Origin of the sequence: Pararhizobium sp., from assembly GCF_965279435.1 — a bacterium.
Classification (GTDB): domain Bacteria; phylum Pseudomonadota; class Alphaproteobacteria; order Rhizobiales; family Rhizobiaceae; genus Pararhizobium.
This window is the reverse complement of sequence record NZ_CBDIHY010000003.1, coordinates 3,357,347-3,377,160: the sequence shown is the minus strand read 5'-3', so window position 1 is coordinate 3,377,160 and position 19,814 is coordinate 3,357,347. Positions and strand designations below refer to the sequence as shown.

Annotated in this window: 20 protein-coding genes; 5 read left to right on the top strand and 15 right to left on the bottom strand. The window is 57.9% G+C overall.

Features of this window, described 5'->3' with window-relative positions; genetic code table 11:
- Nucleotides 1-206 precede the first annotated feature (206 nt).
- The gene (gene gltA / locus ACQY8Q_RS22195) at nt 207-1,496 is read left to right on the top strand and encodes a citrate synthase (RefSeq protein ID WP_428428544.1); all 1,290 of its coding nucleotides are present in this window, start codon (nt 207-209) and stop codon (nt 1,494-1,496) included.
- A gap of 30 nt (nt 1,497-1,526) precedes the next feature.
- On the opposite strand, the gene lpxB is transcribed toward gltA, so the two are convergent.
- From lpxB to ACQY8Q_RS22125, 14 genes are all read right to left on the bottom strand, one after another.
- Entirely contained in the window at nt 1,527-2,708 is a 1,182-nt protein-coding gene (gene lpxB / locus ACQY8Q_RS22190) for a lipid-A-disaccharide synthase (protein WP_428428543.1), read from the bottom strand.
- On the bottom strand, nt 2,705-3,586 hold the full coding sequence (locus ACQY8Q_RS22185; protein WP_428428542.1) for an LpxI family protein: 882 nt from the start codon (nt 3,584-3,586) through the stop codon (nt 2,705-2,707). The genes lpxB and ACQY8Q_RS22185 overlap by 4 nt, the downstream gene beginning before the upstream one ends.
- Before the next feature lie 5 nt (nt 3,587-3,591).
- On the bottom strand, nt 3,592-4,404 hold the full coding sequence (lpxA, locus tag ACQY8Q_RS22180; RefSeq protein ID WP_428428541.1) for an acyl-ACP--UDP-N-acetylglucosamine O-acyltransferase: 813 nt from the start codon (nt 4,402-4,404) through the stop codon (nt 3,592-3,594).
- A gap of 2 nt (nt 4,405-4,406) precedes the next feature.
- On the bottom strand, nt 4,407-4,874 hold the full coding sequence (fabZ, locus tag ACQY8Q_RS22175) for a 3-hydroxyacyl-ACP dehydratase FabZ (RefSeq protein WP_428428540.1): 468 nt from the start codon (nt 4,872-4,874) through the stop codon (nt 4,407-4,409).
- Complete coding sequence (gene lpxD, locus ACQY8Q_RS22170; RefSeq protein ID WP_428428538.1) at nt 4,867-5,934, bottom strand: UDP-3-O-(3-hydroxymyristoyl)glucosamine N-acyltransferase; 1,068 nt, start codon at nt 5,932-5,934, stop codon at nt 4,867-4,869. The genes fabZ and lpxD overlap by 8 nt, the downstream gene beginning before the upstream one ends.
- A 48-nt stretch (nt 5,935-5,982) precedes the next feature.
- Nucleotides 5,983-8,325, bottom strand: a complete 2,343-nt coding sequence (gene bamA, locus ACQY8Q_RS22165; RefSeq protein WP_428428537.1) for an outer membrane protein assembly factor BamA — start codon at nt 8,323-8,325, stop codon at nt 5,983-5,985.
- 248 nt (nt 8,326-8,573) lie between these two features.
- The gene (rseP, locus tag ACQY8Q_RS22160; protein ID WP_428428536.1) at nt 8,574-9,707 is read right to left on the bottom strand and encodes an RIP metalloprotease RseP; all 1,134 of its coding nucleotides are present in this window, start codon (nt 9,705-9,707) and stop codon (nt 8,574-8,576) included.
- A gap of 28 nt (nt 9,708-9,735) precedes the next feature.
- Nucleotides 9,736-10,569 carry a phosphatidate cytidylyltransferase gene (locus ACQY8Q_RS22155; protein WP_428428535.1) on the bottom strand — a complete coding sequence of 278 codons (834 nt, stop codon included), beginning with the start codon at nt 10,567-10,569 and terminating at the stop codon, nt 9,736-9,738.
- A complete protein-coding gene (locus ACQY8Q_RS22150; RefSeq protein WP_428428534.1) occupies nt 10,569-11,312 on the bottom strand; it encodes an isoprenyl transferase in 744 nt (247 codons plus the stop codon). Before ACQY8Q_RS22150 ends, ACQY8Q_RS22155 begins: the two co-directional genes overlap by 1 nt.
- A gap of 38 nt (nt 11,313-11,350) precedes the next feature.
- Nucleotides 11,351-11,911, bottom strand: coding sequence for a ribosome recycling factor (gene frr, locus ACQY8Q_RS22145; RefSeq protein WP_113243569.1), 561 nt, complete (start codon nt 11,909-11,911; stop codon nt 11,351-11,353).
- Between the two features lie 50 nt (nt 11,912-11,961).
- Entirely contained in the window at nt 11,962-12,684 is a 723-nt protein-coding gene (pyrH, locus tag ACQY8Q_RS22140; RefSeq protein WP_037100954.1) for a UMP kinase, read from the bottom strand.
- 210 nt (nt 12,685-12,894) lie between these two features.
- On the bottom strand, nt 12,895-13,821 hold the full coding sequence (tsf, locus tag ACQY8Q_RS22135) for a translation elongation factor Ts (protein ID WP_428428533.1): 927 nt from the start codon (nt 13,819-13,821) through the stop codon (nt 12,895-12,897).
- A 254-nt stretch (nt 13,822-14,075) separates the two neighbouring features.
- Nucleotides 14,076-14,846: a 30S ribosomal protein S2 gene (gene rpsB / locus ACQY8Q_RS22130; protein WP_068955502.1), complete on the bottom strand. Its 771-nt coding sequence runs from the start codon at nt 14,844-14,846 to the stop codon at nt 14,076-14,078.
- Nucleotides 14,847-15,039: 193 nt separating this feature from the next.
- Nucleotides 15,040-15,867, bottom strand: coding sequence for a cell envelope integrity EipB family protein (locus tag ACQY8Q_RS22125; RefSeq protein ID WP_428428531.1), 828 nt, complete (start codon nt 15,865-15,867; stop codon nt 15,040-15,042).
- A gap of 154 nt (nt 15,868-16,021) precedes the next feature.
- Here ACQY8Q_RS22125 and ACQY8Q_RS22120 point away from each other — a divergent pair, with 154 nt between their 5' ends.
- Genes ACQY8Q_RS22120 through ACQY8Q_RS22105 form a run of 4 tightly spaced genes read left to right on the top strand, consistent with a single transcriptional unit; the run spans nt 16,022 to nt 18,875 of the window.
- Nucleotides 16,022-16,489, top strand: coding sequence for a RidA family protein (locus ACQY8Q_RS22120; protein ID WP_113243566.1), 468 nt, complete (start codon nt 16,022-16,024; stop codon nt 16,487-16,489).
- Nucleotides 16,490-16,503: 14 nt separating this feature from the next.
- Nucleotides 16,504-17,229, top strand: a complete 726-nt coding sequence (locus ACQY8Q_RS22115; RefSeq protein WP_428428530.1) for a glycerophosphodiester phosphodiesterase — start codon at nt 16,504-16,506, stop codon at nt 17,227-17,229.
- A 3-nt stretch (nt 17,230-17,232) separates the two neighbouring features.
- On the top strand, nt 17,233-18,426 hold the full coding sequence (locus ACQY8Q_RS22110) for a GNAT family N-acetyltransferase (protein WP_428428528.1): 1,194 nt from the start codon (nt 17,233-17,235) through the stop codon (nt 18,424-18,426).
- A gap of 23 nt (nt 18,427-18,449) precedes the next feature.
- On the top strand, nt 18,450-18,875 hold the full coding sequence (locus tag ACQY8Q_RS22105; RefSeq protein ID WP_428428526.1) for an HIT family protein: 426 nt from the start codon (nt 18,450-18,452) through the stop codon (nt 18,873-18,875).
- Here the strand turns inward: ACQY8Q_RS22105 and ACQY8Q_RS22100 are convergent.
- The gene (locus ACQY8Q_RS22100) at nt 18,872-19,795 is read right to left on the bottom strand and encodes a phosphatase PAP2 family protein (RefSeq protein ID WP_428428525.1); all 924 of its coding nucleotides are present in this window, start codon (nt 19,793-19,795) and stop codon (nt 18,872-18,874) included. The two genes, ACQY8Q_RS22105 and ACQY8Q_RS22100, sit on opposite strands and share 4 nt — an antisense overlap.
- Nucleotides 19,796-19,814: the final 19 nt, after the last annotated feature.

The following is a 19,814-nucleotide window of genomic DNA, read 5'->3' as shown; positions in this document are numbered from 1 at the left end:
GTAAGGCCGGCGCAGTTCGAGAACGATTATGTCATTGGACATATGGCCCGAACGTGTAATTATTGCGTTGCCATATGCCTATTTTTGCATCGCACAATTTGCCTTTCGTTCAACTTGGCAGCCGTGACTAAATCGGATAGCAAATGGTCGGCGTTAATATCTGCGGCATAATTGTGTGCCAATTTGCTGCAAACGGAGGATCCCCCATGACAGGAAAAAGCGCAGTTGTAACCGTGGACAACAAAACGGTGGAATTGCCGGTACGATCGGGGTCGATCGGTCCGGATGTGGTCGATATCGGCACGCTCTACAAGCAGACCGGCCAGTTCACCTACGATCCCGGCTTCACGTCGACCGCATCATGCGAATCCAAGATCACCTATATCGATGGCGACCAGGGTATCCTCCTGCATCGCGGTTATCCGATCGAACAGCTGGCCGAACACGGCGACTTCCTTGAAGTCTGCTATCTGCTGCTGTACGGCGAACTGCCGACCGCAGCGCAAAAAAAGGACTTCGACCATCGCGTCACGCATCACACTATGGTGCACGAGCAGATGTCGCGCTTCTTCACCGGCTTCCGCCGTGATGCGCATCCGATGGCCGTCATGTGCGGCTGTGTTGGCGCGCTGTCCGCCTTCTATCACGACTCGACCGACATCACCGATCCGCATCAGCGCATGGTCGCAAGCCTGCGCATGATCGCCAAGATGCCGACGATCGCAGCGATGGCCTACAAGTACCATATCGGCCAGCCCTTCGTTTACCCGAAGAACGACCTTGATTACGCATCAAACTTCCTGCGCATGTGCTTTGCTGTCCCTTGCGAGGAATACACCGTCAACCCGGTTCTTTCCCGCGCCATGGACCGGATCTTCATCCTACATGCCGACCACGAGCAGAACGCTTCGACCTCGACCGTTCGCCTGGCCGGTTCGTCGGGTGCCAATCCGTTTGCCTGTATCGCTGCCGGTATTGCCTGCCTCTGGGGTCCGGCGCACGGTGGCGCCAACGAAGCCGCGCTCAACATGCTGGCTGAAATCGGCACGGTCGATCGTATTCCGGAATTCGTTGCCCGCGCCAAGGACAAGAACGATCCGTTCCGCCTGATGGGCTTTGGTCACCGCGTCTACAAGAACTACGATCCGCGCGCCAAGATCATGCAGAAGACGACTCATGAAGTGCTGGCCGAACTCGGCCACAAGGACGATCCGCTGCTGGAAGTGGCAATGGAACTGGAGCGCATCGCACTGACCGACAGCTACTTCATCGAGAAGAAGCTCTATCCGAACATCGATTTCTACTCCGGCATCACGCTGAAGGCGCTCGGCTTCCCCACGACCATGTTCACGGTGCTGTTCGCGCTCGCCCGTACGGTTGGCTGGATCGCCCAGTGGAACGAAATGATCGAAGATCCGGAACAGCGTATCGGCCGTCCGCGCCAACTCTACATCGGCGAACCGGAACGCGACTACGTCCCGGTTTCCAAGCGCTAAGAGCAGGAAAGAACAATTGAAAAAGCCCGGTCAGAAATGGCCGGGCTTTTTTGCATTCAAAACATCGAGAACGATGCGGGCGGCTGTTTCGCCCGGCGGTCTCTCAGTCGTCATGCGTTGCCAGACGGTGCTGTATCCGGCGAGCATGGCCTGCCGCTCCGGCGTGTTTGCCGTCAGTCGCTCTATCCAGCGCGACAGTGCTCCGGCGCGAATGGCCTCGTTCAGATATTCCGGCACGAGGGCGTAATCCGCCACCAGATTGGGAATTGCCGCCGTCCAGATCTTGATGCGTTTATGCATCAGGCGAATGATCCAGTCGGCCTTGTAGGTCGAGACGACCGGGATTCCGGCGAGTGCAAGCTCCAGGATCACCGTGCCTGACGCCGCAACGGCCGCATCGGCCTCAGCGAACGCCTTCCACTTGGCGGCGGATCCAACCGTGATTTCAGGCTTCACGGGCCAAGACGCCGTTATCTCGCGCACAAGTTTTTCCTGGCGGGGAACCGTTGGAAGCAGGAACCGCATATTCGGATACCGGCTGTGCAACTCTTCCGCCGTCTCTCCGAATGCTGGCAAAAGACGGCTGATTTCGCTACCACGAGACCCCGGCAGGAGCAGGCATGTTGCTGCTGGGATCATACTTGCAGCACGTTTTTCAGTTTGCCGTTGCCGCACCGCCAGGACATTGGCGTCCATTGCGAGCCGATGTCCGACATAGGTCGTCTGCGGGCCACCAAGGCGTTGCATCACCTCTGGCTCGAAAGGGAGAACGGCCAGAACGTGATCGACATAGGGAAGCATCTTGACGGCGCGTTCGGACTTCCACGCCCAGACGCTCGGGCAGACATAGTTGACGATCGGCAAATCCGGCAAGGCCGTGCGCACGCGGCGCGCGACACGGTGGGTGAAATCAGGGCTGTCGATGATGACAAGGATATCCGGCTTGGCCGCGATAATGGCATTGGCCGTCTGGCGGATACGCAAGATCAGTTTCGGCAAGCGGGCAAGGACCTGCGAGATCCCCATGATCGAAAGCTCGGAATAGTCGAACAGGGACGTCAGGCCCTCAGCCTCCAGCCCCTCGCCGCCGACGCCAATCAACGAGAGATCGCCTTTGACCAACGGCCGTAGCGACGTGACGAGATCCGCACCAAGCAGGTCACCGGAGACTTCACCAGCGATAACAGCGAGCTTGAGACCGGTCGCGCTCATTGCCCGCCTCGCAAGAGGGCACGGTCCACTCCCGTGACGAACAGCCCGGCCTCGTTTGCCAGCGCAATCATCTCTTCCCGATCGAGAACCAGCGCCCGGCCGGCTTCAACGGCGATACCGGCAAGTCCGGCCGCCTGCGCACCCTTGATCGTCGATGGGCCTATCGAGGGAAGATCGGCGCGCAAATCCTGTTGCGGCTTGCAGAGTTTGACGAGAACGCCGCGCCGGCGGCTGGAGATGCGTCCGTCGGCCTTCAGCCGCGCAACCCGCTCCAGCATCGCGTCGGTACCCTCCGGCCCCTCCAGGGCCACGACACGGCCGCCGACGGCAACGGCGCCCTGCCCGACATCCAGATGGCCAAGTGCAATGGCAGCGGCTTCAGCAGCCTCGATATCCGCCTGATCGTCCGCACCCGGTGCGCGAGCACCCAGGGTGCCGATCTCGGCCAGAAGTTCCGGGACAATGTCCTGCACGCCGATGACCCGCGCGCCGTTGGTCTCGATAAGCTCGATCGCCATTTTCAAAACAGCATCGTCGCCGCCGGATAAAAGCGTGCGCAGAACGCTCGGTATCTTCGCCAGGCTTTTCAGCGTCGGTTTGATGTCGCGCCAGTCCGGCCGGCGGCGCACAGCACCTGACATGACCACACGGCCAATACCGGCATCGCGGAAGACACCGCTGATCGCTTTGAAATTACCGATGCCGAGCGTCGTATGATCAAACGACGACCAGTCCCGCTCCGACTCGTTGGCAAGTGCGATGATGAAGGGATTTTCGCCGTGTGTGCGTGCCGCTTCCGCAACATGCAGCGGCAGCAAACCGCTGCCAGCGATAATTGCCAGCCGGTCTTTGATCTCTGGCCGGCTGTGCATGCTCATCTGCCTCAGCCCTTGCTGCCCCGTGTCGGGGACGAAAGCGCACGATCGCTCTCGGCTACGATGAAATCGAGGATTTCGAGCGCTGGCGGGCAGTCAGCATAATCAGCACGGATTGACGCTGCGTTGGCGCGGATCGATTCCGGACCTTCGAAAATCTGCTTGTAGGCACGGCGAACGGCATGGATAACCGGCTTCTCGATGCCGGAACGGCTCATACCGACGACGTTCAGGCCACCGAGCAAGCCTGGATTACCGTTGAGCATGCCGTAGGGGATGACGTCATAGGCAACAGCCGAGAGACCACCGATGAAGGCATGACGGCCGATGCGGGTAAACTGGTGAACGGCCGAGCCGCCCCCAAGAATGGCGCGATCCCCGACTGTGACGTGTCCTGCCAGCATGACGTTGTTGGACAGGATGATGTTATTACCGAGGCGGCAATCATGGGCAACATGCGCGTAGGCGAGAAACAGATTGTTGTCGCCAACGATGGTGGCGCCACCATGCTCGACGGTGCCGGTATTCATTGTGACGCCTTCGCGGATGGTGCAATTTTCACCGATCAGCAATGTCGTATCGACGGCGCTGTGATGCACACTCTGCGAATCGCCACCGATCACCGCTGACGGGAAAACCTTTGAGCCTTTGCCGACCGTCGTACGTCCAAGCACCACAACGTGGCTGACGAGTTCGACATTGTCTGCGAGCGTCACCTTCGGGCCAACGTGACAGAACGGTCCGATAACAACGTTGTCACCGATCACCGCTCCGTCTTCGATAACCGAAAGCGGATGGATCTTCGCAGTAGAGGCAATCATGGTCAGGCGTCTTCCTTGCTGATAATCATCGCGCCGATATCAGCTTCTGCAACAAGTTGCCCGTCAACTTTTGCATCACAATGAAATTTCCAGATATTGCCGCGCTGCTTCTGCTTGACGACATGGAACTCGACCCGGTCGCCCGGTATAACCGGCTTGCGGAAGCGGGCATTGTCGATGGTCATGAAATAGACGAGGTTGCTGCCGCCGCCATTCTTGCGGGCGCAGATCGCGCCAGCCGTCTGAGCCATGCCTTCGATCAGCAGAACGCCCGGCATGATCGGCTGCTCGGGGAAATGCCCGGTAAAATGCGGCTCGTTGGCGGTGACATTCTTGATGCCGATCGCCGAATTATCGCCGTCGATCTCGATGATCTTGTCGACCAGCAGAAATGGATAGCGATGGGGAAGAAGTTTTAGGATTTCCCTGATGTCAGCCGTACCGAGAACGGTGGTTCCAGCTTCACTCATCTTTGCCTCCTGATTTCTTCTGCCTGTTGTGCGCGCGCGCTGTGATCTCTGCAATTTCGCGCAGAAAGTCGCGCATGGGACGCGCTGGAATGCCGCCATACCGTTCGCCGGCCGGGACATCCGACGCGACACCGCTCATGGCGCCGATCTGGGCCCTGTCGCCTATAGTAATATGTCCATTGATCGCGGCGGCGCCGCCGATCATCACGCCATCACCGATACGGGTGCTGCCAGCAATACCGACCTGAGCCGCGATACCGCAATGACGGCCAACACGAACATTGTGGCCGAGCTGGACGAGGTTATCGATTTTGGTGCCTTCGCCGACGACCGTATCGTCCATTGCGCCACGGTCGATCGTCGTGCCGGCACCAATCTCCACCCTATCCTGCAGGATGACGCGGCCAATCTGAACGATCTTGATCATGCCGCCTTTGGGTCCCGGCGCATTGCCGAAACCGTCCTGGCCGATCCGCGCCCCGGGGTGGATGATGACTTCGTTGCCGACAAGCGAATACATCACGCTTGCCCCAGCCGAAATCGTGCAATCCCGCCCGATACGCACACCTGGACCGATAACCACGCCAGCGGCGATCCGCGTGCCGGTGCCAATATGGGCGCCAGCGCCGATAACAGCAGTCGCCTCGATATCGACATTGTCTTCGATCTGCGCAGATGGATCGACAAAAGCAGCGGGAGATATGCCACCCGGTCCCGACAGGTTCTGCTCAGGGCGTACGGCCTGCGGATGCAGGATTGCACCGGCGAGCGCGAAAGCCGTGTGAGGATAACGTGTCAGAAGCACAGGGATACGCTGCGGGACAATTGCAGCGATCGCATCGTCGCAAATGATGGCGCCGGCTTTTGATGTTTCGAATTCATCGCGAAAGCGCCGCTGAAGCATGTAGCAGACATCGAATTCGCCAGCACGATAAGTCGGCGCTACCGACCGGACAAGCCGGTCGCCCAGCTCAGGGGCCTGTAGCACCGCGCCGATTTGATCCGCCAGATCACTCAGGCGAATCCCATCATGTGGTGGAAAGAACCAATTGTTTTCCATGGCCAACACTCCAGAACAGTTTTGGCAGGCAGTTCTGGACTGCAAGGATCAGAAGGACGACGAGATACCGAACTTGAGGTTCTGAACCTTATCATAGTCTTCCTTGGCAACCGGAATCGCATAGTCTACGCGCAGCGGTCCAAAGGGCGATGCCCAGATCAGGCCGAGGCCGACGGATGCCCGTAGCGAAGCTCCTGTTCCACCCTTGGTCGTGTCTGTCACGCCCTTGTAGGTCAGGTTGACTTCGTTGCCATACAGCGTTCCGGCGTCAGCGAAAATCGCACCGCGGAAGCCTGCATCACGAGCCACGAACGGCAGCGGGAACGTCGCTTCGGCCGAGGCCGTGAAGTAGGTCGTACCGCCAAGCGCGTCGCCGTTGGACATACGCGGGCCAACACCATTACGCTCGAAACCGCGAATGTCGTTGTTATCAAGCTGGAACTGGTCGAACACTTCCATCTGGCCGCCCGTGTTGAACACGTGGCCGGCGCTACCGGAAAGCGATGCGATAATATCGGCATCGTCGTTCACCGTGTAGTACCACTTCGCTTTCGCCGTGAGCTTGTAGAAATCAGACGTGCCGCCAAGACCAGCATATTCCTGCGTTGCCGAGGCCAGAATGCCCTCATGCGGCAAGGTCGAATCGTCGAGCGAGTTGTAGGTCAGCGTCTGAGAAATTGACGATCGTGTCCACGGCGACCCTTCGATCACACGATCATAGGGTGTCGACAATTCAGAAAGTCGACCGCTGTAATCCATCTGCGTCAGATTGTAACGGAATGTCGTCGATACCCGTTCGGTGATCGGCGCAGTGACACGCAGGCTGAAGCCTTTGTCTTCGTAGCTGTAGTTGTCATCGTCATAATCGTTTTCGTTCTTGAAGATATCGAAACCGGCAGCCAGACGATAGCCGAGGAAATAAGGCTCGGTGAAGGATACGTTGTAGGTACGGCTATCCTGACCGCGACCAGCGGCAAGACGGATGTACTGGCCACGGCCGAGGAAGTTCTTTTCTTCGATCGACGCTTCAAGCAGGAAGCCGCCGCCGCTACCAGCCGAATAGCCAGCACCGATACCGAACGAACCGGTCGACTGATCCTGCACATCAACGATCACGACGACGCGATCGGAAGCACTACCGGGCTGGGTCGAGATATTGACGGTGGAGAAGTAACCGAGAGCATCCAGGCGGCGCTTGGCCGTCGTGATCATTTCCTGGTTGAAAGCATCGCCTTCGCTCACGTCGAATTCGCGACGGATGACGTAGTCACGTGTGCGGGTGTTGCCACGGATTTCGATGCGCTCGATATAGGCGCGCTCACCCTGGTCCACGAGATAGTCAACAGCGATCGTGCGGCTGCCGAAATCGCGGTTGCCGCGCGGCGTTACACGAGCGAAGGGATAGCCCTGCGACGCAACCCGCTTGGAAATCGCGGCAATGCTATCCTGGACGTCCTTGGCCTTGTAGATCGTACCTTCGGAGGTCCGAACGAGACCCTTCAGTTCTTCGGCATTGACGCCTTCAACGGTCGATTCAACATTGACCGTTCCGAAGTCGTAGCGCTCACCTTCTTCGACGGTGATCGTGACCGTGTATTCGTTGGTGGCTTCATCCAGCACCGCATCCGAGGACACGACGCGGAAGTCGGCATAACCGCGGTTGTAGTAGAACTGGCGCAGCAGCTCTTCATCAGCGCGGAGCTTGTCGGCGTTGTACACGTCCTTACGGTTCAGGAAGGAGAAGATCCCCGATTCCTTCGTCGAGATCACAGCCTCGAGACGACCGTTGCTATAGGCATTGTTGCCGACAAAATTAATCGCCGTGATCTTGGTGCGGTCGCCTTCATTGATGACGAAGGCGAGATTGACGCGACCTTCAGCGATCGGAACGACCTGCGTGGTCACGGTCACATCTTCGCGGCCGATACCGGCATAGGCATCCTTGATGGCCTGAATATCAGATTCTGCAGTTGCTTCGCTGTAAGGGCCGAGCGAACGCGTGCGAACGACAGCCTGAAGCTTGTCGTCCTTGATCTTGCGGTTGCCGTTGAAAACAACCTGGTTGACCAGCTGGTTCTCGCTCACGGTGACGACAAGCGTACCACCGGAGACGTTGATGCTGACATCAGAGAAGTAACCCGTCGAATAAAGACGCTTTACGGAAGAATCGATATCGCCGTTGCTGAAGCTTTTGCCGGGAACGATCGTGATGTTTGCACGGACCGTTTCTGGGCTGACGCGTGTTGCGCCGCGCACTTCGACCCGGTTGATCGTTGCAGCTTCGGCGACAGTCGCACTAGCAAGCGTTACAATGCCAGACCCCGTTGCGACCATACTTGCAGACAGCGCAACCGCCGACACCGCGTTCAAAAATTTTGAACCAGCTTTCATAAATCTTACCTTCTTCCCAATGCCCCGCAGCGAACTCGTACCGACTCCGGTCACGGCTGCCGTTTTAACCGCTTTTCATATACAAGCAAGCCAGCTCGTTAATTTCTGTTTACTTCAATTGAAACCGTGTCCTAACGGCCACTACGGAATTGCTTTATCGTAAACAAATCCTTTCGATCAACCCGTTGAATTCCCAACAAAGCCAACCGCCTCTCCTGCACCTGCATGACCGCTTCAGGCTTCCAATACTAGCCCAAAAGCGAACTTATATCGTTCCATGTGGCAAACACCATCAGCATCAGCACCATGGCAAAACCGATCCGGAACGCGACGTCCTGCGTGCGCGGTCCTACCGGTTTTCCACGAACAGCTTCCACCGCATAAAACATCAGATGGCCGCCATCAAGTACGGGAACCGGCATTAGGTTAAGAAGTCCAATGGAAACTGACAGAACCGCCGCCAACTGCAAAACAGCAGCGACGCCGATGGTCGCCATCTGGCCGGACGCCTGGGCGACACGGATAGGGCCACCCAGCTGGTCAGCCTTCATCCGGCCGGTCACCAGGTTCGCCAGATAATTGAATGTGCCGGTCACGATGTGCCAGCTTTCGACAGCACCCTGCCCCACGGCTTCGATCGGACCAAAGGTTTCCAGGCGGAAGTTGCCGGTTTCCTGATTCGTCAGGATACCGATGATGCCGAGTTCCATCTTGTTGCCGAACTGGTCGGTGATCTCGGTGCGCTGCGGCACCATCGGCAGATCCAGCAATTCGCCCTTGCGCTTGATCTGGATGGTGATTGGCGTTTCCGGACGGATGCTGACATAGCGGCGCACATCGTCGAATGTCGTGACATGCGTGCCGTCGATCGCCACCAGCAGGTCACCCGGCAAAACGCCTGCCTTGGCGGCAGCGCTGTTTTCCTTGACTTCGGCGACGACCGGGTCGGCGATCGGCTTGCCGTAGACCGTAAACAGCACGGCGAAGATCGCAATCGCCAGGATGAAATTGGCAATCGGTCCGGCAGCAACCGTGGCAGCGCGCTTCCAGAGCTTGGCGCCCAGAAAGGTTCGGTCGCGATCTTCGGCTGAATATTGTTCGAGCTTGCTATAGTCAGGGACGCTGGCCGCATCCTCGTCGCCGAAGAATTTCACATATCCGCCGAGCGGGATGGCGCAGAACTTCCAGCGCGTTCCCTGCTTGTCGGTATAGCCGAACAATTCCGGGCCGAAACCGACGGAAAAAGCCAGGATACGGATGCCGGACCAGCGGCCAACAAGATAGTGTCCCATTTCGTGCACGAAGACGAGCAGCGTCAGCACCAGCAGGAACGGCACGATATAGCCGACAATCAGTTGAAGTGTATCGGCCAGGTAAGTCATAAGGTCCTCGATCAGGTATGCGGGCGTTTTACGGCGCCAACAGGATTGCCCCCAGGGGCACGTTCTGTCCGCCAGTGGACACGACTTGCACCAAGGCAATCAACAGCGCGGCAAAACAGGCAAAAACAAGTCCATCGACGCGGTCCATGACGCCGCCATGCCCGGGAATAAGCTTGCTCGAATCCTTCACGCCAAACCGCCGCTTGATATAGGATTCAAACAGGTCGCCGATCTGGCTGGATACCGAGAGTGCCAGCGCCAGGAACGGGATGCGTGCGTCGTTCAGCGAAAAATAGCTCATGAACACCGCAACGCCCGCAATCACCCCGCAAACCGTACCGCCAATCGCACCGGACCACGTTTTTCCGGGAGAGATGCGGGGTGCAAGCTTCGGGCCGCCGATTGCCCGGCCGGTAAAATAGGCAAGGATATCAGTCGCCCAGACCACCGCGAAGATGAAGATCATAGCAATCAGGCCGATATCGCCCTCGCCGCGAATGGCCGAGAGCGAAATGCCCGTCAGGCCGGCGTAGACGATGCCACCGGGCAGCCACCAGGTGCCGCCGCGGAAAAACACCCAGAGCGCTGCCATGGCCGCAAAACCAGCCAGAACCAGCAGGGTAACATGGGCGCCATCAAACAGGATGAGAGCGGAAATGACTGCCTGTGACAGCCAGCCAAAGGCGTTGCCCTGAAAATCACGCTCGGCAAGCCGGGTAATGGTCGACCATTCGTAATAGACCAGCACGGCAATGGCCACGGACAGAAGCTCGAACACGGTGCCGCCAACCCAGGTCGCCCCGAGAGTGACTGCAGCAAGCACAATGCCGGAGATGAGACGCAGTCGCAGTTCGCTCTGCATCAGGAACCAACCGCAAGCGTCGGCTGCGACAGACCACCATAGCGGCGTTCCCGTCCGGCATAGGTTGTCAAGGCATTGAGGAAAACTTCGCGGGTGAAGTCCGGCCACAGTTCGGGGACAAACAACAATTCGGAATAGGCGGCCTGCCAGAGCAGGAAGTTCGACAACCGCTCCTCGCCGCTGGTGCGCAAAACGAGATCCGGATCTGGAATGCCTGCCGTATCAAGCTTGCTGGCAATGCGCTCCGGCGTGATCTGGTCGGCCGTCAATCGGCCCTGGGCGACGTCCACCGCCAGTGCTTGCATGGCGCGGGTCATTTCATCGCGAGAGCCGTAGTTGAAGGCAATAACCAGAGTGATACCCGTATTGTTGCGTGTCGTATCCTCCGCCTCCAGAAGCAGAGGCAGTATATCGCCGCGAAGATTGTTCCTGTCGCCAATCACCCGTATGCGAACGTTCTGGTGGTGCAAGTCGGCCAGATCGCGCCGGATGAAGGCTTTGAGCAGTCCCATCAGATCCGAGACTTCTGCTTCCGGCCTGCTCCAGTTCTCCGAAGAGAAGGCAAACAGCGTCAGGTAGCGGATGCCGACCTCGCCTGCGGTGCGGACGGCCTCACGCACCGCTTCCACACCCTTACGATGCCCCATGGTGCGCGGCAGTCCGCGTGAATTGGCCCAGCGTCCGTTGCCATCCATGATGATGGCGACGTGCGTGGGGACATTTCTAAGCAATGAGTTTGACATCGGTGGCCCGAAAAAACAGAGACTCGGAAAAAGGCAGACTAGACCTGCATGATTTCCTTTTCCTTATCGCCGAGCAAGCGGTCGATGTCGGAAATCATCTCATCTGTCATTTTCTGGACCCTTTCGGACTGGCTTCGGCTGACATCCTGACCGATATCGCCATCCTTTTCGGCTTTTTTCAGACTGTCCATACCATCGCGGCGCACGTTGCGCACAGCGACCTTGGCTTTTTCGCTATAGTCGTGTGCGACCTTCACCAGCGACTTGCGGCGTTCCTCGTTGAGTTCCGGCAATGGAATGCGTAGATTCTGGCCGTCCATGATCGGATTAAGGCCGAGATTCGATTCACGAATGGCGCGATCGACGGCATTGACCATCGACTTGTCCCAAATGGAAACACCAAGCATGCGCGATTCCGGAACGGTGATGTTGGCAACCTGGTTCAGCGGCACGCGCGAACCGTATGCCTCGACCATAACCGGATCGAGCACGTTGGCCGATGCCCGGCCAGTGCGCAGCGATGCGATATCGCTCTTGAACGCAGCAATGGCGCCATCCATGCGGCGCTTCAGGTCACTCAGGTCAATACCTTCACTCATGGATCAAACTCCCGTTTATCGCGGCGGCCTTGCGACCGCCCTTTAACTGCTCAATTGTCTGTTACGATGGTCGCCCGGCCGCCGCCGGTCAAGATTTCCGCAAACCCACCCTTCTCGTGGATCGAGAAGACGATGATCGGAATGCTGTTTTCGCGCGCCAGCGCGACAGCCGCAATATCCATGACGGCGAGCCCCTTCTGCAGGACTTCGCTGTGCGTCAGGCGGTCGAAGCGGGTTGCCGTCGGATCCTTCTTCGGATCAGCGGTATAGATGCCGTCAACCTGCGTACCCTTGAAGATCGCTTCCGCACCCATCTCAGCGGCACGCAAGGCGGCTGCCGAATCGGTGGTGAAGAACGGATTGCCGGTACCGCCGGCAAAGATTACCACACGCCCTTGCGAGAGGTGAAACAGCGTGGCGCGCTGCGAAAAACTCTCGCAGATTTCCGGCATGGCGATAGCCGAGAGAACAACGGTATCGACGTCGAGCTTGCGCAGCGAGGTCGCCAGCGCCAATGCGTTGATGATGGTCGCCAGCATGCCCATGTGGTCACCGGTGACCCGGTCGCCGCCCTTGGAGGCAACCGCGACGCCGCGAAAAATGTTGCCGCCGCCAACAACGACGCCGACTTCAACACCCATGGCGCGGGCTTCGGCAATGTCCGAGGCAATCCGGTCAGCGACCGCAACATCGATCCCAAACCCCTGGTTGCCCATCAGCGCTTCGCCTGAAGCTTTAAGCAGCACACGTTTGTAGAGAGGTTCGGCCGACATCGTCACTCCTGTCAAAGAAGGCACACATGCGAGATGGTGCATAAAACTGGTCTGTTCACCCCAGCGCGGCCGATATCATCCGGATGATCCCCGAAGGAGCCTGCGCCAATGTGATGATGATGCCGGATACACGAAGGGCACCGCGTTGTCACGCAATGCCCCGGATGTTTCCCAACAAGGATGGCGGTTTTCCCAATCAGGATGAAAAAATCAGCCCTTTGCGACAGCTGCAACTTCAGCTGCGAAGTCGGTTTCTTCCTTTTCGACGCCTTCGCCGAGAAGCAGGCGGGCCATGCCGACAACTTCGATCGGTGCGCCAACAGTCTTTTCAGCTTCCTTGACGGCAGCTTCGACAGTCAGGTCAGGGTTCATGACGAAAGCCTGCGACAGAAGGGCGACTTCTTCGAAGAACTTGCGCATGCGACCATCAACCATCTTTTCGATGATCGCTTCCGGCTTGCCGGATTCGCGGGCCTGCTCGATGAAGATGTTGCGTTCGCGTTCTGCGACAGCTGCATCAACTTCCGTCGAGCGGATGGCCAGCGGGTTGGTTGCTGCGATGTGCATGGCGACCTGGCGGCCGATGGCATTCAGGGCATCCTTGTCGCCGGTCGACTTCAGCGCGACGAGAACGCCAAGCTTGCCGAGGCCGTCAGCAACGGAATTGTGGATATAGGTGGCAACAACACCCTCTTCGACCGACAGCAGAGCCGAACGGCGCAGGGCCATGTTCTCGCCGATGGTTGCGATCGCGTCGGTGATTGTTTCAGCGACCGTCTTGCCGGTTGCCGGGTAGTTGGCCGCGCTGATGGTTTCAACGGAACCGTCGGTGCCGACAGCAACAGCTGCGACGCCACGAACGAGGTCCTGGAAGGCATCGTTGCGCGCAACGAAGTCGGTTTCCGAGTTGAGTTCGATGACGACGGCCTTGGTGCCGCTGCTGGCGATACCGATCAAGCCTTCGGCAGCCGCACGGCCCGACTTCTTGTCGGCCTTGGCGATGCCCTTGGCGCGCAGCCAGTCGATCGCGGCTTCCATGTCGCCATTGGTTTCGCCGAGTGCCTTCTTACAATCCATCATGCCTGCGCCGGTCTTTTCGCGCAGTTCCTTCACCATTGCTGCAGTAATAGTGCTCATCTTTTTTGCCTCTTCGTTTGTTCGGCTGGCGCGCTGCCAGAAAGCCGGCGCGATACCAGGAGGATGTGGCAGGGCATGACCCCTGAATGTGACATCGTGATGAAAGCGTTCATCCCGACGATTGGCACCGTGTCAACCAGCGCTCGATGGGCGGGTCGGATGCAAAAGAACAAGGCCGTTCACTTTTTCAGTCGTAAACGGCCTCGTCCTGATCGTGTGATTGGAATGGCGGGCAGACCCGCCATTCGGCCTTATCAGGCTTCGGCTGCTACTTCTTCGAGAGCCGGCTCAAGCGGCAGATCGGAAGAGGCGCCGAGGTCGCGGCCGGACGAGCTCTGCTGACGGGCAATACCGTCAAGCGCTGCACGGGAGATCAGATCGCAATAGAGCGAGATCGCACGCGAAGCGTCGTCGTTGCCGGGGATCGGGAAGTCGATACGGTCCGGATCGCAGTTCGAATCGATGATCGCAACAACCGGGATGCCGAGACGCTTTGCTTCGTCGATGGCAATCGATTCCTTGTTGGTATCGATGATGAACATCAGGTCCGGAACGCCGCCCATATCGCGGATACCGCCGAGTGCGCGGTTCAGCTTTTCGCGTTCGCGCTCGAGGTTGAGGCGTTCCTTCTTGGTGAAGCCGGACGCTTCCGAGTTCAGGATTTCGTCGAGCTTGCGCAGGCGCTGGATCGAGTTCGAAATCGTCTTCCAGTTGGTCATCATGCCGCCGAGCCAGCGGGCGTTGACGTAGTACTGGGCCGAACGCTTGGCAGCGTCAGCAATGATTTCGGACGCCTGGCGCTTGGTGCCGACGAACAGAACGCGGCCGCCCTTGGCAACGGTGTCGCTGACAACCTGCAGGGCGCGCGACAGCAACGGAACGGTCTGCGCGAGGTCGATGATGTGAACGTTCGAACGATCGCCGAAGATGTACGGCTTCATTTTCGGGTTCCAGCGGTGAGTCTGGTGACCGAAGTGAACGCCAGCTTCCAGAAGCTGACGCATGCTAAAATCGGGCAATGCCATGCCTTTTTCTCCTTTTCCGGTTGAACCTCCGCAAGGCAAACAGCACTCTCTTCGAGAGCACCACCGGGTGGAACTGTTCGGATTTCTCCCGGACGGTCCCAAACCTTACGTGTGGAATGCGCTGCCCTTACCCCCTGCCAGCCGATAAATCAAGGGCGAACACAGAAAATAGCGGCAGGCAGGTCGCTCAGACCTATTTGCACTTTTCCTGCTTGAAGACCTCCAGATCAGCAAGCTTGCCGGTCAGGACGAAATCGCCGTAGTCCATCGTCAGGTCGCGGGTGATGCCGTTTTCATAAAGCTTGAACTCCATGCGGTAGATCGGCAAAGCGTCACCGGTCGCATTGTCGTTGAAATAGGAGATGGTCACCGGCCAATACGGCTTTGCCGCCATCACGGCCGCCTTGTCGGCGTCGGCATCGCCAGCAGCAGCTTTCTGCGGCTTGCCGATCATGGTGGTGGTGATCAGCGTCTTGTCGCCTGCATCCGAGCCGTCGAAGATGCGCGATTCAAACAGTGTCTCGCCCTTCTTTGCCCGCTCGATGACATCCAGCATGTGTTCGGTCGGAAACAAACCTTGCGCGAGATCGACCTTGCGCTTGTCCGGCGAGGTCAGATCGACGGTCAAACCCTTTTTCGCTTCATGGGCAGAACCGCGGACTTCCTTGTCGAGTTTCTCGTCGGTAAAGGAACGGGTCAAAAAGCGGAAATTTCCACTCTTCAGGTCCTCGTAAGTGGTCGTCTGCTGGTCGGTCAGCTTGACCTCGTCGCCCGTATCGACCTTGGTGACGAAACGGAAACTGACGGTATAGCCCTCACAGGCCGAACCATTGAATTCATAGACCATCCGGCCATACATTCCGGAAATTCCGGAGCGCTCCGATGCGTCTTTCAGTTCCAGATCATACACAGCGCGGTGAGGCACCAGGATATTGGCTGACGCAGCGGAAGCGCCGCCGACCGTCACACCCGATAAACATGCCCATGTCAGTATGACAGAGGCAAAGCCTGAACGAAACATCCGTTTCCTCCTGTTGGATTCGCGACCGATGCTATAAGAACACATCGGGCAAAAGCGAGGCATCAATGTTCGCGATGCAGTATTTTACCACTTCATGAAACATGCTGTGCATGCAGCATTTGACGACAAAACACAACAATGACCGGAGTTATCCATGTCTGCAGATATTGAAGCACGCATCAAGGAACTGGGAATCACCTTGCCGCAGGCTGCGGCACCTGCCGCCAACTATGTTCCCTTTGTCATCAGCGGATCGCACCTTTATATCTCCGGCCAGCTCCCGATGGAAAACGGCAAGGTCGCAGTCACCGGCCATCTCGGCGACGGTATTGATGTCGCCACAGGCCAGCGTGCTGCCGAACTCTGCGCCATCAACATTCTCGCCCAGGCCAAGGCAGCATTGGGCGGTGACCTCTCGCGCATTCGCCGCATCGTCAAGCTCAATGGCTTCATCGCATCAAAGCCGACCTTCATCGAGCAGCATCTGGTCATGAACGGCGCCTCCAACCTGATCGCCAAGGTCCTCGGCGATGCCGGCATTCATGCGCGTGCCGCCGTCGGCATGGCCGCCCTGCCCTTCAATGCCGCCGTCGAAATCGACGCCGTGATCGAAATCGCCTGAGCGGAACGATATCCATGAAAGATCTATCCTGGCTGACGGCGCAACCGGTCGCTCATCGCGGCTATCACGACATGAACCATGCCATCTGGGAAAATACACTTTCCGCGTTTTCCCGCGCGACCGAAAACGGCTTCGCCATCGAGTGCGACCTGCAATACACCGCCGACAGCGTGCCGGTGGTTTTCCATGATGACGACATGCAGCGGCTTTGCGGCATCAAGGGCGACATTCGCGAAAAGACAGCCGGCGAGCTAGGTCTCATCGCCATCGGCGGCACCGCCGACAAGATCCCGACGCTCGGGCAGCTTTTAAGACTGGTCAAAGGCCGGGTGCCGATCGTGCTCGAACTGAAAGGCCGTTTGGGAGACGACGAAGGTTTTGTCGATGCGGTGCTGGAGGCTCTTGAAAGCTACGAGGGCCACGTTGCCCTGATGAGCTTCGATCATTGGCTGCTGAAAGATCTCAAGGCTCAAAACCCGTCCTACCCGATTGGTCTGACGGCCGGCGGTAATCAGCCGGAGCAGTTCCTCGTTCACGAAGAAGCGATGCAGCTCGGGCTTGATTTCATTTCCTATTTCTACGGGGATTTGCCAAACTCGTTCATCAGCAAGGAACGTTCGCTCGGTCGGCCTATCCTGACCTGGACCGTGCGCGATCAGGCCGGCGTCGATCACACCTATGCTCACGCCGATCAGATGACATTCGAGGGTTTCGATCCGAAGGAAAGGCTTATCGCTTAAAGAATGACCGGCGAAGTCAAAATCCGCGTCGAGACGTCCTTTCAGGATATTTCGAAGGACAGTTGGGACGGATTGTCAGGCGCCGCCAAGGGGCAACCCGGTGGCGTCTACAATCCGTTCATTTCACATGCCTATCTGTCATCGCTGGAAGAATCCGGATCGGCGACCGCCGATACCGGCTGGCTCGGCCAGCATCTGCTGATGGAAGACGGCAATGGCGGATTTGCAGGCGCGCTAATCTGCTACCTGAAAAATCACAGCCAGGGTGAATATGTCTTCGATCACGGGTGGGCTGACGCTCTGGAACGGGCGGGTGAGCGCTATTATCCGAAGCTGCAATGCTCGGTCCCTTTCACGCCCGCCACCGGCCCCCGGCTGCTGACTGCCACCACAGCCGATCCCGTCGTCGTTCGCGCTTCGCTTGCCGCCGGCCTTCAGGAGCTCGCCCGCCGCCACAATGTGTCGTCGGCGCATGTGACGTTCCTGCCGGAAGAGGAGGTTCCGACCTTTAAACAGGCCGGTTTCCTGCATCGGACCGACCAGCAGTTCCATTTCCTCAACGACGGCTACGCCTCGCACAATGACTTCCTCGAAACATTGGCGTCGCGCAAACGCAAGGCGTTGAAGAAGGAGCGCCGCACAGCGCTCGATGGAGGCATCAGCATCGACTGGCTGACCGGCAAGGATCTGACCGAAAACATCTGGGATCAGTTCTTCGCCTTCTATATGGATACCGGCAGCCGCAAATGGGGCCGCCCCTATCTGACACGCAAATTCTATTCGCTGATCAGCGAACGCATGGCCGATGACATCCTGCTGGTCATGGCCAAGCGCAGCGGCAAATACATCGCCGGGGCCATCAATTTCATCGGCAGCGATGCCCTCTATGGCCGGCATTGGGGCGCGGTCGAAGACCATCCCTTCCTGCATTTCGAGGTCTGCTACCATCAGGCCATCGATTTTGCCATCGCCAAGGGATTGCAGCGCGTCGAGGCCGGCGCCCAGGGTGAACACAAGCTGGCGCGCGGTTATCTGCCGGCGACCACCCATTCGGCGCATTTCATCGCCCATCCGGGTTTGAAACGCGCCGTTGCCGATTATCTCGAACGCGAACGGCAAGAGGTAGAGCAGATGAGCGATATCCTGGCCGAGCACAGCCCATTTCGCAAAGGCGAGCGGCAAGAGACCGACGACTGAATAGATTTTGAGGATAGATCCAAATGACCAGCGCCGCCTATGACACCAACAACATCTTCGCCAAGATCCTGCGCGGCGAAATTCCCGCCCACAAGGTTTTTGAGGATGATCACACCCTGGCGTTCATGGATGTGATGCCGCAGGCGGACGGGCATGTTCTGGTCGTTCCGAAGGCAGGTTCCCGCAATATCCTGGACGCCGACCCGGCCGTTATCGGCCCGCTGATTTCCGTCGTGCAGAAGGTTGCGATTGCCACCCAGGAAGCTTTCGACGCCGATGGCGTGACGATCATGCAGTTCAACGAGGCACCCGCAGGCCAGTCGGTCTTCCATCTGCATTTCCACGTCATCCCTCGCCGGGAAGGTGTGCCGTTGCAGCCGCATTCCGGCAAGATGGAAGATGGAGCGGTGCTCGCGGCAAATGCGGAGAAGATCAGGGAAGCGCTTTAAGCGGAAGCGGCAAGCATGGTTTGTTTCTGGTTCGCTTCACGCACCACGATACCGGCCAACCAACACGCCAGGCAAAACGTTGCAAAGCCACCCAGCACATCCGTCAAATGATGCCCGCCCTGGACAACAATGGCCGGCAACATAACCAGATTGAGGGCCATGCTTGCCCAAAATAGGCCTCTCGAATGTCGCAGAAAATAGACTGACATACAGGCCATCACGGTATGGAACGACGGAAAAGCGATGAGGCCGAGGACATCTTTGGGCGTTAAATAAACTGCGCCCTGAAGGGCAAGACGGTTCAATTGCGCACCGTATTCCGGCCCAACGGCAAGTGCCATTGCATCGCGCACGGCCGGAGGCAATGGATACAACGCCGCCGTGCCGAACGATGGGAAGAAGAACCAGAAAATCATTGCGATTAACACACCGATCATACCCGTCAACAGGAACCGGTACAACGAATGCGCTCTGCCGCTAAACCCGAGAATGAGAATGACGACGATCATCTGAGGCAGTGAACTGCTGTAAACAATGTTCAACAAAGCCACCAGAAATGGATATCCCGACAGCCAAATCATGGTTTGAAGCCAAGAGAAGCCCATGGCTGAATCGATCTGAACAAGCACAGTATCGATGGTCGCAAAGTGGATGGGCAGCAGCATGTAATTGAAAATGGAGCCGCAAAGAGTAAAGAGGATGAACAGACCGGTTGCCGTTACAGTCGTTGAAACGCGAAAATCTGGCCGAACAATCCTATAAAACTGTCCCAGCGCAACCATTGCCAGACCTATGGAGGCGAGGCTTGCATAACCAGCGAAATCAATTTCAACGCCCTTGAAAAGAACCAGCACGCAATCCAGAGAAAACAGTGTCGCCAGTACGATCAGAATGAAACGCTCGATAGGAAGAAAAATCATCGCGGTGCCCTCAACGCGT

Excerpts from the sequence above, each read along its gene's own strand:
- gltA (WP_428428544.1), top strand. The coding sequence starts at position 207 with ATGACAGGAAAAAGCGCAGTTGTAACCGTGGACAACAAAACGGTGGAA.
- lpxB (WP_428428543.1), bottom strand. The coding sequence starts at position 2,708 with ATGAGCGCGACCGGTCTCAAGCTCGCTGTTATCGCTGGTGAAGTCTCC.
- ACQY8Q_RS22185 (WP_428428542.1), bottom strand. The coding sequence starts at position 3,586 with ATGAGCATGCACAGCCGGCCAGAGATCAAAGACCGGCTGGCAATTATC.
- lpxA (WP_428428541.1), bottom strand. The coding sequence starts at position 4,404 with ATGATTGCCTCTACTGCGAAGATCCATCCGCTTTCGGTTATCGAAGAC.
- fabZ (WP_428428540.1), bottom strand. The coding sequence starts at position 4,874 with ATGAGTGAAGCTGGAACCACCGTTCTCGGTACGGCTGACATCAGGGAA.
- lpxD (WP_428428538.1), bottom strand. The coding sequence starts at position 5,934 with ATGGAAAACAATTGGTTCTTTCCACCACATGATGGGATTCGCCTGAGT.
- bamA (WP_428428537.1), bottom strand. The coding sequence starts at position 8,325 with ATGAAAGCTGGTTCAAAATTTTTGAACGCGGTGTCGGCGGTTGCGCTG.
- rseP (WP_428428536.1), bottom strand. The coding sequence starts at position 9,707 with ATGACTTACCTGGCCGATACACTTCAACTGATTGTCGGCTATATCGTG.
- ACQY8Q_RS22155 (WP_428428535.1), bottom strand. The coding sequence starts at position 10,569 with ATGCAGAGCGAACTGCGACTGCGTCTCATCTCCGGCATTGTGCTTGCT.
- ACQY8Q_RS22150 (WP_428428534.1), bottom strand. The coding sequence starts at position 11,312 with ATGTCAAACTCATTGCTTAGAAATGTCCCCACGCACGTCGCCATCATC.
- frr (WP_113243569.1), bottom strand. The coding sequence starts at position 11,911 with ATGAGTGAAGGTATTGACCTGAGTGACCTGAAGCGCCGCATGGATGGC.
- pyrH (WP_037100954.1), bottom strand. The coding sequence starts at position 12,684 with ATGTCGGCCGAACCTCTCTACAAACGTGTGCTGCTTAAAGCTTCAGGC.
- tsf (WP_428428533.1), bottom strand. The coding sequence starts at position 13,821 with ATGAGCACTATTACTGCAGCAATGGTGAAGGAACTGCGCGAAAAGACC.
- rpsB (WP_068955502.1), bottom strand. The coding sequence starts at position 14,846 with ATGGCATTGCCCGATTTTAGCATGCGTCAGCTTCTGGAAGCTGGCGTT.
- ACQY8Q_RS22125 (WP_428428531.1), bottom strand. The coding sequence starts at position 15,867 with ATGTTTCGTTCAGGCTTTGCCTCTGTCATACTGACATGGGCATGTTTA.
- ACQY8Q_RS22120 (WP_113243566.1), top strand. The coding sequence starts at position 16,022 with ATGTCTGCAGATATTGAAGCACGCATCAAGGAACTGGGAATCACCTTG.
- ACQY8Q_RS22115 (WP_428428530.1), top strand. The coding sequence starts at position 16,504 with ATGAAAGATCTATCCTGGCTGACGGCGCAACCGGTCGCTCATCGCGGC.
- ACQY8Q_RS22110 (WP_428428528.1), top strand. The coding sequence starts at position 17,233 with ATGACCGGCGAAGTCAAAATCCGCGTCGAGACGTCCTTTCAGGATATT.
- ACQY8Q_RS22105 (WP_428428526.1), top strand. The coding sequence starts at position 18,450 with ATGACCAGCGCCGCCTATGACACCAACAACATCTTCGCCAAGATCCTG.
- ACQY8Q_RS22100 (WP_428428525.1), bottom strand. The coding sequence starts at position 19,795 with ATGATTTTTCTTCCTATCGAGCGTTTCATTCTGATCGTACTGGCGACA.